Origin of the sequence: Castellaniella hirudinis (assembly GCF_042651965.1) — a bacterium.
Lineage (GTDB): Bacteria > Pseudomonadota > Gammaproteobacteria > Burkholderiales > Burkholderiaceae_B > Castellaniella > Castellaniella hirudinis.
The window spans coordinates 1-13834 of record NZ_JBHSDY010000002.1; the positions used below are offsets into that span (position 1 = coordinate 1).

Sequence of the window (13834 nt, forward strand, 5' to 3'; positions counted from 1 at the left end):
TGCTCATGACAACTCCTCATCGCCTCATTATGAGGCACGTGGGTGTCTAGAGGTTCCGGGGCGATTCAGTCTATCGCTATTATGTGATGCTTGAGCCTGACGACATCACTCATCAAAGAGCAAAAAATCAGCTTGCTCGAGAGCTTAATGATGCGGTTGAACAAGGACTGCAAATCAACGGAATCCGTGAGCCTATCTACGACCTCAATGAGGCAGGAGAGCGTGTGGTTGTCGGTTACGAATCCCTCGCTTGGATGCCTGTCAGCCAGATCGAACCTCGGACGGCACGAGCTCAACGCCTCAAGAATCTTGACGACGATGATTTTGTGCTAACCGAAAATGGCCTGGAATTTCGTCTCTGACTCACTCACGATAAAGATCCAGCGAGGTGCCACCACCCGGCGGTTTTCTCGGCGTAGACACGGGGGCCGACGCAGCGTCTTGAGCTTCCAATGCCTTGGCGACAATCGCTGCCAAGCTGAACCGCTTCAGCACAAATCGCTCGTAAAACTCTACTCCCTCGACCGCAGGCAATTCGGGATGCTGCACTTCGATTTGCAGGTCTCCAGGAGTCTCTGGAGGCCGATCAGCCTGGATATGCACGAGTTCATGCCCATCAGACCACAGGATCAGTTCGCCCTTATCCAGTGCTGCGAAATTCTCTGGCGGCACACGCCAGCCGCGCTCCTCCCGCTCTGTGACTGTCGTTGATGATCCTCCTGCGTCAGAGCCATCAGGTGAGGCGGATGACTTGCTGGTGTTCGCTCCCCGGCTATTCACCATCCCAAGTGACTTGGCTGATTGAGAGCTCTCGCCAATGATCTTGGCGGCATGTTCGCAGGCCTCCGCGTCGGCCAGTTGGAAGAACAACTTCGTCTTGCAGCCGGTCTCGATAGTGCTTGTGAAGTTTTCCGATACCGCCTCACTCAGTTGTGCGGGTGTCTGCGTCAGCGGAATCAGCGCGATCCGGGATGATCGGTTTTGCGAAAAAATGGTGTTCATCGCTGGCATTGCATACGTCGCCATTTCGTCCATGAATGCCAGGAAAAGTGCACGCTCGTCGGGCGGCTCTGCTTGCACCCGAGCAATTGCTGTTCGGAGATCTGCGACAAAGATTTTTGCGAAGCTCGTAGACGCTTCTGCCTTGGCCATGCTGGGCAAACTGACGTAGATGATTTTTTGGGCGCGAATCGCCTCATAAAGCCTGACCTCGGGGTTGTACGCCGAGGTGACGGCGCCAAACGCCCCTGTGCCGAACGTCCCCAGGCGTCCTGCGATGCCACCGTATGTCTCCTGAAGAAGCTTGATGTTGTACCCGCGATTTCCTGGCAGCCGATACTGGTCCAGGAGAAAAAGAAAATCCGCCGTCGCGGGGGCGGTAGGTGCGCGTTCCCGAAGGATTTCACAAAACGCCTCCATCGCCTCGCCCGAGCCCAGGATGGTGGACAGATCACGGAATGAATAAGCGAGGCCGGAGACTCTGAGAGCCGCGACAGTGGTCTTGATCGCTCGGCGGGCTGCTTCCCTGTAGTGATCTTCGCCTGCTCTTTCGGCGGCGGGGATCAGCGCGAGGCAACGGTCGGCAATTTCATCCTCATCGCCGTCCAGGATCGGGTTGTATGTATTTGATTCATCAGGGTTTCCTGGGTTGATGAAGAGCACATCATGCTCTCGACCGGCAGACCGGGCAAAGGAGAAAACTTGCTTCACATCGGCAGCGTCGAGCTTGGCATCGATGAAGATCAGCCCGCCACCCCGTTCAATTTGCTGTTCCATAAGCAACTTGGCGATTGATGTTTTTCCGCTTCCTGGAGACCCGTAGCCAAGGGTGTTGTAGGGCAAAAGCGCGGCAGGCAGGTAGACCGGGGCACCGGTGTCGATACGTCGCCCGATGCGAAAAGCTTCTTTGCTGTTCAGGCCGTCGCTGGACCGAATAAGCAGGCGGGTAGGCAGCGCGGGATGCAGCGGTCGGTTTAGCCACACTCGAAGACCCAGCCACACGATTCCCCAGGCGATCAGCACCGATTCCCCAATGTTCAGCAGCGTGAGGGCCGTGTCGCTGCTGAGCCAAGCAGCCGGATAAACCACGCGCCAGGCCGGTGTGAAGCGCAGGAAAGCGGCCACAACAGCACCGCTGAGGGACCATGTGTCTGCAGCGCCGCCGAGTCGCAGTGGTCGCCAGCCGGGCCGTACTGCGCCAGGCTCATTGGGGTTGCCGATTTCTGGGCACACAATGCTGCGCGGCAGAACGAGGTTTTTTCCTACTCGCCACGCGGCCAGGAGCGAAATTCGGCCTGCCCAAAACGCCCACCGAGCCACGAATTTCGCCGGTTCCGACACCAGGGCCCTGAGCAAAAAGTGGATTGGCACTCGGAGGGTGGGCGACCACCAGTACGCCCAGCTCAGTGCGATCAGCAGCAGAATCACGCCGGGGTACGGGTTGATGATGTATTCGACCAGCCAGTCTCGCAGCACGCGCAGTATCTCAATCATCTTTTTTTCTCTCCTCGCTACCCAAGTCACTTTTTTTGAGCACGGACTCCAGCCACGTCTCGGGTACACGTGCGTCCCAAATAACCCTGCGCGTTGTTGGCCGTGCCGGTTCTGGGAAGAGACCACGAGCGACAAGCGACTTTAATCCGCTGGTTGAATAGCCGACTTTGGCTGCCATGTTGGCCCACCCACGGATGAAAAGTTTGTTTTTTTCTGAATGCATAAATCCCTCTCGCATTAATTTTCAGCCAATAAAACAAATTTTTTAAGAAAAATCGAATGGATTTCCTAGTGAAGCCTATTTTCAAGGGCGCGCCTATACCTTCTGTTGAGCGCGCCCAAAGAGCCTTCTTGGCGCGCTATGACATTTAGTGCTTGAGTTAAAATAACTCATATTTATCAATGACTTAAATTTGATTGTTCGGTCGGTTTTGAGTATAATTGATTTTGTTGAGTTGGTTTTTACTTCATTCCTTTGATTATAAATTTTGATTTTTGTTAGGAGATTCAGATGAGGATTTTTTTGCTAAGAATTTTCCAGGACAGGCGATTTCTTCTCGCCCCAGGAGCTTGGCTGGTGGTATCAGTGGCGGCGACTTTGCTGATTTGGATCGCAGGCTCTTTGTTCCAGTCCAAGCCTCTGTCGCTGCCCTGGGCTCTCAATCTTTTATGGGCGCTGGAGGGGCCCGTGCTGGTGCTTTGGACGGGTGTTTACGTCCTGGTTACCGGGCTAATTTTTATCGACACGATTTCGCCAATCTGGCGGAAAAACTGATTTTTCTCTAACGGAGATTGATATGACCACCGCAAACACGAAATTTTCTATTGACGATCTGATCGAAGCCTCGCGCGGCGCCTGGAGCGATGCCACTCGACACGGGCGGCTGTCTATCCAAGACCGGGAGGCTGTGACACGCGAACTTCTGCAGGAGTGCCAGGAGGCCGGACTTGACCTCGACGGCCCGGAGGGCCAGGCCGCGATCTCGCTGGGCTATCTGATTTTTGAGGACACGAGGGTCCAAGAAGCGCAGCGCCGGGAAGCGGCTGGCAGATTTCTCGGCGACGCGCTGAACGACGAAGGCGTCATGCAAGCGCTGAGAGGGGCAAATGACGCGGCGCTTCAGCAAGAAATTGTCGAACTCATGGTAGAGGAGGCCGAACTCACCAGCGTCGGCCCTTTGACCCGCCTGGACGACGAAAATTTCGCGCTCCGCGTGTGGACGGCGACCGATATGGCTGCGGCCGTCCGCAATGCGCATGAAAGCTTTACCGAAGACTGACCTCGACCTGCGCCGCCAACCCTCGGCGGCGCAGATTTGACGCACTCCAGCGGGAAAAATCATGATCAAAAAATTCGAGCTGCTAACAAACGACTTTGTAGAGCCGCTGGACTGCTACAGCGGAAACATGCACCGAATCCGTGCGCTGGTGGACATCCCCGCACACGGAGTCCGCGCCGGAGATCTTGGCGGCTTCCTCTGGGACGAGGGAAATCTCAGCCACGAGGGCCAGGCGTGGGTGGGCGGGAATGCGCGTGTCGCGGGCAATGTGTCTGGCGATGCACTGGTCAGTGGGCAAGCGTGGGTAGGGCCGTGGGTGCTGGTCCTGGAGCGTGCACAGATCCGAGACTGGGCGATCCTCGAAGCCATCGGGTGGGTTGGAGGTGACGCCCGAGTAGGCGACCACGCAATCCTGACCGACGTGATCGTAGTCCGTGACAGAGCACATGTCGGTGGTCGGGTCCGCCTGTCGGGCGGCGACGCTGGACGCGCAACCGTGGTGGGCGGGGAGGCACACCTGACGGGTGATTTGCACCTAAACGGCAGCCTGCAGCTGATCGGCACAGGCACCGCCCTGGCGGCTGCCTGAGTCGGGAAAGGGACGGTCATGCCGAATCTCACCGTCTACGTCACTGGCGGCGTCGATTATTTTTACTCGGTCCTGAACGGCGTCGCGATGGTCTTCGGGAGTGGAACGCTCATCTGGTCCGCTGCCCTGATGGGCGCGATGTTCGCGATCATGACCGGCGCCTGGCACTACATTCAAAAAAACATCGGTTCAGGGATGATCAAGACCCACACCTGGACTGAACACGCCCTGATGATGTCCATCGCGGTGGCGCTGGGCTTTGCGCCGACAAGGGTGACCCTCCAGAGCGTGTACGGCGATCAGTCCGTCGCCGTGGTCGATAACGTGCCGCTGGTCCTGGCAGCGCCTGCCGCAATTTTTAGTGGCGTGAGCTACGAAATTTTCAAGGTTTTGGACACTGCCCTCGCGTCAACATCCGGCAGCTACATGTCGGTGAGCGACAAGGGCTTCGCCACACCGCTGAACCTGTTGTTTGCGATGCGTGGTGGTCTGGAAAGAACATCAGGCGACTTCGCAAAATCATTCCAAAACTATCTTTTGGACTGCACGAAAAATACAGCAATTAACGCGCAAGCCCTGGCCACCAACCCTGATCTGTTCCAGTACCTGATTGACAACGGCAGGAACACGGGCCTTGTCGAGACGTACATCGGTGCGGGCGCAGGCAACACAACCACCTCTCTTCCGACAGCGGCAGTGGTCTCCTGCAGCCAGGCGAAAGACCTTCTCGCACGAAGGTTTGACATCTTTGAAACAGGAAACGGGTCGAACCAATCTGACGTGAATCGTCTGATCAACAACAACGTGAAGGACGCTCAAAGGGGTGCGGCTGGTGGTGTTGACCATTGGACCTATGCCGACTACCAAGACTCGTTCAACCATCTTCTCGGATTCACAGGTCAGTCTGCGCAGCAGTTCATGCGAACCGCCTTAGTGCGTAATCTGGTGAACGATACGTATCGATGCGCCAACTCAGCGTATGCAAATTCCGCCTTCGTAAACTGCACCCAGCTGCAGCATGACTCGATGGAGGCTTACAAGATCGACTCTGCGGCATCGGCCAGCTTGTTCACCAAGACGATGTTCCCAGCAATGGTCTTGCTCCAAATGCTGTTTTTCGCATTTGGTGTTGTTATTTTCCTGTACGGCCTTCTGAAAGGCGCTGGAATCGTCGGCTATCTCGCCAAGTATTTCGTCTTTGGTCTGTGGGTTTTTTCGTGGCTGCCATTCGTCGCCGTCATCAACGCCTTCATCCAGTGGCAGGTCGAAGAAAAAATCCGACAACTTCCCGCAGCAGGCCTCACATCGGAGAACTACGCCACCTACATGTACGACGTGCTCTCCACAAATCTGGCCATGGCCAGTGATATGCTCGCAGCCACGCCGCTGTTGACGCTGGGCCTTCTGACCGGCTCGGCATATGCGATGGCTGGGTGGGCCAATCGTCTTTCGGCCAGGGATTACGTGGACGAGTCGCAGGCCGCACCCAGAACAGGCGCCGTGCAGCCGTTGGTACAGACAACTGCCGTACAAACCAGCAACCAATTGACCGGCTCGCAAAGCGCCGACTACGAAGCGCCAAAATTCTCGGTTTCTGACTCTCTGCGGCACGTCGAGGAGTCCGCACATGCACAATCTCTCAACTCTCAAGTCGCCCAAATGCGTGCGGCAGAGCGGTATGTCGGCAGCGCCGTACAGGAACTGGGTGGCGGATCGTGGACCAGTTCCGACGGTCGAGCACACAGCCTGCAACGAATGGACACCCTGCACGAGTCCGAGGGTGTCGCTCTCCAAATCGCCCAGGATCGTGGCTATGGCGCGGATGTGCGTGCAGAAATCTCTGCCGGATTCAAGGCGCTGGGATCAGGGACAAGCGCTGCTGAGGTTTATCGGAGCACGGAAAGCGCCGAGGCTCGCGAAGCACTGAGCAAGGGCATCCACGCCGGCACTCAATACGCCGATCAATACGTCACTCAGGCCCAAGATCAGTACGCCGCTCGTGGGGGCATCCTATCCGACGATACAAGCCGCGCATCCGACTCCTACCAGGATCAGAAGCAGCGGGCTACCCAGGACCGCGAAGAATGGAAAGCCGTTTCGTCCAGGACACGGGACGCCTCCTGGAAGCGTGAACTGAGTGCTCCGTCATTTGGTCGAGCCGTGGAAGAGGACTCCGCGATGGGCACCAGCGGTCACAACTGGGCGCGTCGGATTAACGAGCGATACCGGGAACTGGCCGCAGAAAACAGCAGCGAAGCTGCTGGCGCGGTCTACTCCGCGCAACTGGCCTACCTGACCCGCAATGGAAAGTCCCAACTGCCCGGGCAAGACGAAGTGGCGCAATGGCTCACGGTGCAGCGCTATGACCAAGGCTTCGCCAGCCAGATCCTAGGCGAAGTGGCTGCTGTACCTGCCGTGGCTGCAGATCATGGGCGTAATGCAGGGATAGGTGACGATGTGCGTGGTCTGGCTGTGTCGGCAGCAGGCCTTGGGACAAGTGTACCCAGCGCCGTCGCCCAAACCGGCGCAGTGCATGGCCTCCGGTCAGCAGCCGATCTACAAGAGGGCGTTGTCGTGACCGACGACACTGACGGCGGAGGTGCCGGAGTGCGCCGAGGGATGGACGGCCTTCGTAACCAGCACCAGGAGGGCGTCGCACAAGCTGGCGGTCGCGAGGGCCTGAAGTCGCTTGATGACGCCCAGCAGCAGGCAGAGCATGCCTGGCTGACAACGCAGCAGAGCCCCAGAGTCGAGGCCCGAGGCAGAGCTCTGGCCGATCACGATGGTCGTGAATCCGGTGCCTCAACTGCCGCAGCTGCGCACGGGGCTGCGCAGGACACAGCGCAGACGCTGGTGACCAGCAGGCAGGCGGTGGGCCAAGCTCAGTCCGCTGCAGCCAAGAAGGTTTTTGGTGCCGATATTTCACAAGGCCGTCCGCCTGAAATCTACATCCCACGTGCAGAGCGTGGCGAAGACGGCGAGGTGAAGTACTGGCAAAGACTGCCTCACGACCAAGAGCCGGACAAGAAGAAATGAGCGCCTGGAAAATTCTCGCGACCGTCACTCTGATTCTGACTGCCACGCTGGCCCAGGCCCAGATGCCTGTGGGCGGTCATTTTCCGCCATGCAAGGCTACAGAGGCCGTGGACACCCTTTGCACGGAATACCTGACTGATCCGGCATCGGGCGATCAGGTGTGCGCTCCAGGAAAAATAAAGGATATCTGCGTTCCTGTGACAACGCCGGGCGATGTTGACGACAAAACCAATGTACAGCGGTGTATGAAGACAGCCAGGGTGTGTGTTGATGAAACCCCGGTCAAAAAAATCAACGGGTACGACGTGACCTTGGAAGAAGTCGGAGGCTGCTGGCAATACCGCAGGGAATATACCTGCTCAACCAACGATACCGTCAATACCTGTGAGCCCCTTGAGGCTGACGAAAAATGCAGCACCTATGGCAGAAGGTGCTTGAATCAGGACGGTTATTTTGGCTGCAACGAGTGGGAAATCGAGTATCGCTGCATCACAAAACCAGCCGAAACGCATCAAATTGAATTCTGTGGCGACCGGAACATCTGCATCGGCGGAGTTTGTTGGGATACCAGCTATCCGCCTGACCTGGATTTCGCTCAAGTCATCACCGGCATGGAGACTGGGCGCCAGATCGGAGTGTACGCAACAGACGGGCTGGACATCTTCCACGGGGAGGCGGGGATCTGCCGGTCGAAGCGGGCCGCAGGACTGAAGAACTGCTGCAGCACCGACACATCCGCGAGAAGCAACAATGCCGTCATGGGAGAGTTCATCTCAGGTGCCACTGGCTTTGCTGCTCGTGCAGGTTCAAAGTTTGTTTTTGACACCCTCTATGGTGATACCGCTAACTGGCTTGCCAGTGGTTGGTCTGCCGCTATCGGTGGAAATCTCCCTGGCGGACAATCCTTTCTCGACAGTTTTGCAAACCCCGGTTTTGGGATGTACGGCTTCTCTATCGGAGGCACCGGATCATTCCTGGGAACCAGCGGCATGGTGCTCGGGGAAGCTGGCGGATTCAATATCTACTTCAATCCTTACGCATTTGCGTTTGCCGTTGGCATGCACGTGGTGATGCAGGCGATGACATGCAACGAAGAAGAAGCCAAGCTGGCTATGAAACGTGGGGCAGGCCTTTGCTCAGACCAGATTGGCGATTGGTGCTCGAAAGAAATCCTGGGCGTGTGCATCACCAGAAAACGAAGCTACTGCTGCTACAACAGCAAGATAGCCAAGATCATCAACGTTCAGGGACGTGCGCAACTCGGTATGGGGTGGGGGGATGAGGAAAGCCCGTCTTGCGACGGCTTCACCGTTGCCCAACTGAAGTCAATCGACTTTTCGCAGATCGATTTTTCTGAGTTCATTGGGGACGTTATGTCTGCCGTCGATGTTAATCACATCAAGGAAGACCTCCTCAAGTCACAAGCGGGGAGCTTCCATGAAAGTTCATTGACTGCCGCATGCCGAAAGACGTACGAGGCTCTGGGCGGTGACATGAGTAAGCTGCCTAACGAATGCGCAGGATTGATCTGACAAGGGGGGGGGGAGAACATGCCTCAAATTTGGAAACTCTGGCTCAGCTTTATTGGTGTCATGGCGGTCATCATGAGCGTCATGGCTCTCATGCCGATGCTGATCATTGTCGTGGCCCCAGCTCTGTTGACGATGACTAAATGGTCTATGATCGCTAGGGTGGCTGATAGTGTGCTTCACGAATCTCAGGAGCAGCACTATGACTATAAGAGCAAAGGTCCTCTCCCTAAGGGAGAGGTTGGCTCCGTAAAAACGAAACAGGAACCATGAATACTATTCTCGATGATAGTTTAAGCCCTGATACGCCAATCTATAGGTATGTCACTTGGCGCTGGGCCGAAAGCCTACTTGTTAAGGGAAATCTTGTTTTAGTACGTCCCGAAATGTGGGAGGATCCTTATGAACTAGCCAATCGCCCCGTACAAATTATATTTTCATCGAATGATTCAGCTTATGATCAAAAAATAATAGACGGAAGTGGCTTTAATATATTTTCTCAATCATGGACAACAAAAAAAATAAACGACACAATGTTGAGAGCATATTCTAGCATATGCCTTACACAAGAACACCCCCAGGAAAAATCACATAACTTTCCAAGACCCAAAGATCAAAATGAGGCCATTCTAATATCCACCACGGTAGGAAAACTCATGGACGCCCTCTCTAACGGGCTAAGGGACATTAATGGAAAAAATTTCTCTTTTATCAAAAAGATAAAATACCTTCCAGAAACAAAAATCAATAGCCATGTTTATGATTTACTGTATCGCCATCTCCCAATCCCAGGAAGTGCCCCACGTATAGCAGCGACTCTCCTTTCCTTTAAGAGAGATGCCTTTGCTGCTGAGCATGAAGTTCGCCCTATTGTTTTACAGGAGAACACAAGGGAAACCGCCAACTTACTTAATATTAAAATTGAACCACATAAATTTATTGACTCAATAATTATAGATCCTAGGGTTGAGCATTTTAAAATACAAGGATCATCTCTTCAGGCATATAATGAAAGACATGAACTACTATCTTCCTGGGGTTTTGAAGAAAAAATAAGACAATCCGGGCTTTACTGCTGGCCTCCTGTTTTTAGCATACATATTGACACTGAAGACAAAAACAACGGTTTGTCAAGAAATCAAAGAATCGCGTGGAATACCTTTCTTTCCAAGAAGCCCTAAATAAAAGAAAGGAACAATAGGAACGGCTTCCCCTTTAAACCTCCTTGATTTCGGTCGAAATGGGGTTTATCGGGTGTTAATGTGCCTTACACTAAGATCGTGTCCAAGTGCTCCCCCAGCCGTCGCCAGGCTTCCTTTTTTTCTGCCTCATAGTCATGCCGCAGGTAGACACGGCGAACCTTACCGGGCAAAAGATGGTTCTGGCAGCGATCAATGACATCCAGCGATATACCGAGACTCTGCATCATCGTGGCGCCTGTGCGGCGTAGATCGTGGGGAGTCCATTCATTGTTGACGCCATCGGCCAGCACCAGGGAATTATCAAAGGCGCGACTCTTCAATGGTTTGCTACGGTTCTTAAAGCGGATTTGCCGATCTCCAACCTGCTTGGAGACTGATTTCAGGCAGACATGCGTATCCTCATCACGCCGGTTCCGTGATGGGAAGCACCAGGGACTTGTCCCTGTCAGATCATGCAGTGCCTGAAACTGCCGCTTAGAGAAGTCCGACAGAAACACATACTGCTCCTGCTTCTTGCCGCGTTTCCCCTTGACGTTTTCTCGCGGAATGAACCAGATACCTGTCTCCAGGTCTACATGCTCCCAGCGGGCCATCAGCAGCTCACCAATGCGACAAATCGTGCCCAGGCATATCCACAGAGCCAACCGCGTTTTCACGTCCATTGGGCGGCTGGTAGCACGTCTGTTCGGCGCGGCGGCATAGGCTTCATCCATCTGCCTAAAAATTTGACCCAACTCCCTGAGCTCTGCAGGCGATAGTGTCCGGTCGCGCTCCTCCTCGTAGTCGTCTGGCAGCAGCGTATTGATGTCAATGAGGGCGGCAGGATTGCCATTCGCCAGCAATCGGCGCCAAGGCTGACGCTTTTCCCCCCAGGCCAGCATCTGACTGAAGTCTTTGAATGTGGTGACGCACAGACGGATCACCCCCCGCGCCATCTGCCTACGCAGCATCACCAAGATGTCTTTATCCGCCAGGTGACGCAACTCCTTTTCGCCGACAATGGGCAGAACGTCCTTCTCAAAGGAACGACGAATTTCTGCATTGCCGTCCTTCCTGGCCACGCCATCCGCGACCCATGCGTCAAAGAGATCATGGACTTTGAGCTTGTACAGGCGCTCCTGCTCGGCCTGTTGTATGGAAGCCTCCATAGCTTTTTGGTGCTCGATGCGCGCAGCCTGTTTTGCAGCAACGGGGTCAATTCCCTGCCTGACAAGTTGGTGTATTCGGTCCCTCTCTACTCGGATGTCAGCAAGAGACTTTTTTGGCCATGCACCGAGGAAAAAGTCACGGCGCTTGCCCAGGAACGATCCGATAAAACGGAATTGCACGGTAAGCCCCCGAGCACCGGCTCTCACACGGCCTTCGATCCCTCCCGGCTCTCTAAGAACTCTTCCTCCATCCTCAGCCGTTAGGGCCTTCAACTCGATGATCGTGAGCTTGGATGAAGCCATAATTTTCTTTTAACCCCATTTTTAACCCCATAAATCCACTAGCTGCAGATTGATCAGAGTGGATAGCCATAGACGAAATTATAGCCCGTAACCCGCATACACACTGGATATTCAATGTCCACACACGTCCACCAGCATACATGCAAAAGTAATAATTTATTGCCTACGAACCAAGGGGTAGTGGGTTCGAATCCTGCCAGCCGCGCCAGAATTACCCTGTTCTCGAAACAGGCTTGAAAACCGCCTAGGGGCCAACAACCTAGGCGGTTTTTCTTTGTCCGGGCGGCCAGGACGATCACCGCCCGTCCCCGGCTTCACGCCTCTTTCGTCGCCCCCAGGCACGGGGCCAGGATCTCCGCCAGCCAATCGCCAAAGACCCGCACCCGGTGGGACAGATAGCGCTGATGCGGGTAGACGAGCTGCACCGGCATCGGCGCGGCCAGCCAGTCCGGCAGCACCTCGACCAATTCGCCCGACTCCAGATGCTCGCGCACGTCGAAGGCCGGAATCTGGATCAGGCCCAGGCCGGCCAGGCAACAGGCGATGTAGGTCTCGACATTATTGACCGACACCCGGGTCGGCATCACCAGGGACCGATCCTGGCCGTCTTCCTGCCATTCCCAGCGCGCCGCCCGCGCGCCCGGCTGCGAGGCATAGCACACGGCCTGGTGCTGCAGCAGATCGCCGGGCTGCTGCGGCACGCCATGGCGTGCCAGATAGGCAGGGCTGGCGCAGTTGATGAGCCTGAATACGCCCAGCGGACGGGCCACCAGGCTGCTGGCCTGCAGTTCACCGACACGCAGCGCGCAGTCGATGCCCTCGTGCAGCAGGTCGACTGCGCGGTCGCTGGACCCCAGATCCACGTCGATGCCGGGGTGCAGCGCCAGGAATGCCGGCAGCGCGGGCGCCACCTGCCGCCGCGCCAGCCGGCTGGGCAGGTCCACGCGCAGGCTGCCCGTCAAGGCCCGGCCCCGCGGCCTGAATAATTGTTCCAGTTCTTCGCTGTCGGCCACCAGCGCGGCGGCACGCTCCAGCAAGGCGTCGCCGTCCCGGGTCAGGCTGACCCGGCGCGTCGTCCGATCGAACAGCCGCACCCCCAGCGAAGCTTCCAGCCGCTGGATGGCCAGAGAGACGGTCGGCCTGGGCACGCCGAGCTGTCCCGCAGCGTTGGTGAACCCGCCGCTATGCGCGACCCGGATGAAGATGCGAAGTTGATCGATGCGATCCATGGGACTCATTGGTCATGATTTCTGGATAGTCTATCAATAGAAAAACGATTTATCTGTATTTCATTTACGAATACAGTCAAAACCGTTCTCCCCTCGCCCTCAAGGAAACCCTTCATGTCCAAGCACAGCATTCAAGGCAAGACCGTCCTCATCGCCGGCGGCGCCAAAAACCTGGGCGGCCTGATCGCCCGCGACCTGGCCGCCCAGGGCGCCAAGGCGATCGCCATCCATTACAACAGCGCGTCCTCCCGCGCCGACGCCGACGCCACCGTGGCGGCGCTGCAGGCGGCCGGCGCCCGGGCCGTGGCGATCCAGGCGGATCTGAGCACCGCCGCAGCCGTCGAAAAACTGTTTGCCGACGCCGTCGCCGCCGTCGGCCGCCCCGACATCGCCATCAATACCGTCGGCAAGGTGCTCAAGAAGCCGATCCTGGAGATCAGCGAAGCCGAATACGACGAGATGAGCGCCGTCAACGCCAAGAGCGCGTTCTTTTTCCTCAAGGAAGCAGGCCGCCACGTCAATGACAACGGCAAGATCTGCACCCTGGTGACCTCGCTGCTGGGCGCCTTCACGCCCTTTTACGCCTCGTATGCGGGCACCAAGGCGCCGGTGGAACACTTCACCCGCGCCGCAGCCAAGGAATTCGGTGCGCGCGGCATCTCGGTGACGGCCGTCGGCCCCGGCCCGATGGATACGCCCTTTTTCTATCCGGCCGAAGGCGAAGACGCGGTGGCCTATCACAAGACCGCCGCGGCGCTGTCGCCCTTCAGCCGGACGGGGCTGACCGACATCGAGGACGTGGTGCCTTTCATCCGCCATCTGGTCAGCGACGGCTGGTGGATCACCGGCCAGACCATCCTGATCAACGGCGGCTATACGACCAAGTAACCGAGGGCATGGCGGCCTTCGGGCCGGACCCGGGGCTTACTCCAATCGGACGTCCTGGCGCTGGATTTCGGGTCACGACAGTGATACTGTATGCAAAATTCATAATTCTCTCTTAGAAAACAGCCGCCTGCCGGGCG

At 56.4% G+C, this 13834-nt stretch carries 12 protein-coding genes; 9 read left to right on the forward strand and 3 right to left on the reverse strand.

The window, feature by feature from the left end; all coding sequences use genetic code 11:
* Window positions 1-86 precede the first annotated feature (86 nt).
* Window positions 87-362, forward strand: a complete 276-nt coding sequence (locus ACFO0J_RS02235; protein WP_376811430.1) for a hypothetical protein — start codon at window positions 87-89, stop codon at window positions 360-362.
* A 1-nt stretch (window position 363) separates the two neighbouring features.
* On the opposite strand, the gene ACFO0J_RS02240 is transcribed toward ACFO0J_RS02235, so the two are convergent.
* Entirely contained in the window at window positions 364-2493 is a 2130-nt protein-coding gene (locus ACFO0J_RS02240; RefSeq protein WP_376811431.1) for a type IV secretory system conjugative DNA transfer family protein, read from the reverse strand.
* A 511-nt stretch (window positions 2494-3004) separates the two neighbouring features.
* On the opposite strand from ACFO0J_RS02240, the gene ACFO0J_RS02245 reads away from it, so the two are divergent.
* From ACFO0J_RS02245 to ACFO0J_RS02275, 7 genes are all read left to right on the forward strand, one after another.
* Window positions 3005-3268 carry a hypothetical protein gene (locus ACFO0J_RS02245; protein WP_376811432.1) on the forward strand — a complete coding sequence of 88 codons (264 nt, stop codon included), beginning with the start codon at window positions 3005-3007 and terminating at the stop codon, window positions 3266-3268.
* A 22-nt stretch (window positions 3269-3290) separates the two neighbouring features.
* Window positions 3291-3773 carry a hypothetical protein gene (locus tag ACFO0J_RS02250; RefSeq protein ID WP_376811433.1) on the forward strand — a complete coding sequence of 161 codons (483 nt, stop codon included), beginning with the start codon at window positions 3291-3293 and terminating at the stop codon, window positions 3771-3773.
* Window positions 3774-3834: 61 nt separating this feature from the next.
* Window positions 3835-4362, forward strand: coding sequence for a hypothetical protein (locus tag ACFO0J_RS02255; protein ID WP_376811434.1), 528 nt, complete (start codon window positions 3835-3837; stop codon window positions 4360-4362).
* 18 nt (window positions 4363-4380) lie between these two features.
* On the forward strand, window positions 4381-7398 hold the full coding sequence (locus ACFO0J_RS02260; protein WP_376811435.1) for a conjugal transfer protein TraG N-terminal domain-containing protein: 3018 nt from the start codon (window positions 4381-4383) through the stop codon (window positions 7396-7398).
* Window positions 7395-8930 (forward strand): conjugal transfer protein TraN, encoded by a 1536-nt coding sequence (locus tag ACFO0J_RS02265; protein ID WP_376811436.1) that lies wholly within the window; start codon window positions 7395-7397, stop codon window positions 8928-8930. Before ACFO0J_RS02260 ends, ACFO0J_RS02265 begins: the two co-directional genes overlap by 4 nt.
* Window positions 8931-8948: 18 nt before the next feature.
* Window positions 8949-9200, forward strand: a complete 252-nt coding sequence (locus tag ACFO0J_RS02270) for a hypothetical protein (protein ID WP_376811437.1) — start codon at window positions 8949-8951, stop codon at window positions 9198-9200.
* Window positions 9197-10108 (forward strand): hypothetical protein, encoded by a 912-nt coding sequence (locus ACFO0J_RS02275; RefSeq protein WP_376811438.1) that lies wholly within the window; start codon window positions 9197-9199, stop codon window positions 10106-10108. Before ACFO0J_RS02270 ends, ACFO0J_RS02275 begins: the two co-directional genes overlap by 4 nt.
* Window positions 10109-10194: 86 nt before the next feature.
* Here the strand turns inward: ACFO0J_RS02275 and ACFO0J_RS02280 are convergent, their stop codons facing one another.
* Together ACFO0J_RS02280 and ACFO0J_RS02285 are read right to left on the reverse strand one after the other, a co-directional pair.
* Entirely contained in the window at window positions 10195-11580 is a 1386-nt protein-coding gene (locus ACFO0J_RS02280; protein WP_376811439.1) for a tyrosine-type recombinase/integrase, read from the reverse strand.
* A 314-nt stretch (window positions 11581-11894) separates the two neighbouring features.
* Window positions 11895-12809, reverse strand: a complete 915-nt coding sequence (locus ACFO0J_RS02285) for a LysR family transcriptional regulator (RefSeq protein WP_376811440.1) — start codon at window positions 12807-12809, stop codon at window positions 11895-11897.
* Between the two features lie 114 nt (window positions 12810-12923).
* Here ACFO0J_RS02285 and ACFO0J_RS02290 point away from each other — a divergent pair, with 114 nt between their 5' ends.
* Window positions 12924-13697 carry an SDR family oxidoreductase gene (locus ACFO0J_RS02290; protein WP_376811441.1) on the forward strand — a complete coding sequence of 258 codons (774 nt, stop codon included), beginning with the start codon at window positions 12924-12926 and terminating at the stop codon, window positions 13695-13697.
* Window positions 13698-13834 lie beyond the last annotated feature (137 nt).

What these genes read in the sequence shown, in the direction of transcription:
- ACFO0J_RS02245 (WP_376811432.1), top strand. Translation starts at nt 3,005, where the DNA reads ATGAGGATTTTTTTGCTAAGAATTTTCCAGGACAGGCGATTTCTTCTC.
- ACFO0J_RS02265 (WP_376811436.1), top strand. Translation starts at nt 7,395, where the DNA reads ATGAGCGCCTGGAAAATTCTCGCGACCGTCACTCTGATTCTGACTGCC.
- ACFO0J_RS02235 (WP_376811430.1), top strand. Translation starts at nt 87, where the DNA reads ATGCTTGAGCCTGACGACATCACTCATCAAAGAGCAAAAAATCAGCTT.
- ACFO0J_RS02270 (WP_376811437.1), top strand. Translation starts at nt 8,949, where the DNA reads ATGCCTCAAATTTGGAAACTCTGGCTCAGCTTTATTGGTGTCATGGCG.
- ACFO0J_RS02280 (WP_376811439.1), bottom strand. Translation starts at nt 11,580, where the DNA reads ATGGCTTCATCCAAGCTCACGATCATCGAGTTGAAGGCCCTAACGGCT.
- ACFO0J_RS02240 (WP_376811431.1), bottom strand. Translation starts at nt 2,493, where the DNA reads ATGATTGAGATACTGCGCGTGCTGCGAGACTGGCTGGTCGAATACATC.
- ACFO0J_RS02275 (WP_376811438.1), top strand. Translation starts at nt 9,197, where the DNA reads ATGAATACTATTCTCGATGATAGTTTAAGCCCTGATACGCCAATCTAT.
- ACFO0J_RS02255 (WP_376811434.1), top strand. Translation starts at nt 3,835, where the DNA reads ATGATCAAAAAATTCGAGCTGCTAACAAACGACTTTGTAGAGCCGCTG.
- ACFO0J_RS02260 (WP_376811435.1), top strand. Translation starts at nt 4,381, where the DNA reads ATGCCGAATCTCACCGTCTACGTCACTGGCGGCGTCGATTATTTTTAC.
- ACFO0J_RS02250 (WP_376811433.1), top strand. Translation starts at nt 3,291, where the DNA reads ATGACCACCGCAAACACGAAATTTTCTATTGACGATCTGATCGAAGCC.
- ACFO0J_RS02285 (WP_376811440.1), bottom strand. Translation starts at nt 12,809, where the DNA reads ATGGATCGCATCGATCAACTTCGCATCTTCATCCGGGTCGCGCATAGC.
- ACFO0J_RS02290 (WP_376811441.1), top strand. Translation starts at nt 12,924, where the DNA reads ATGTCCAAGCACAGCATTCAAGGCAAGACCGTCCTCATCGCCGGCGGC.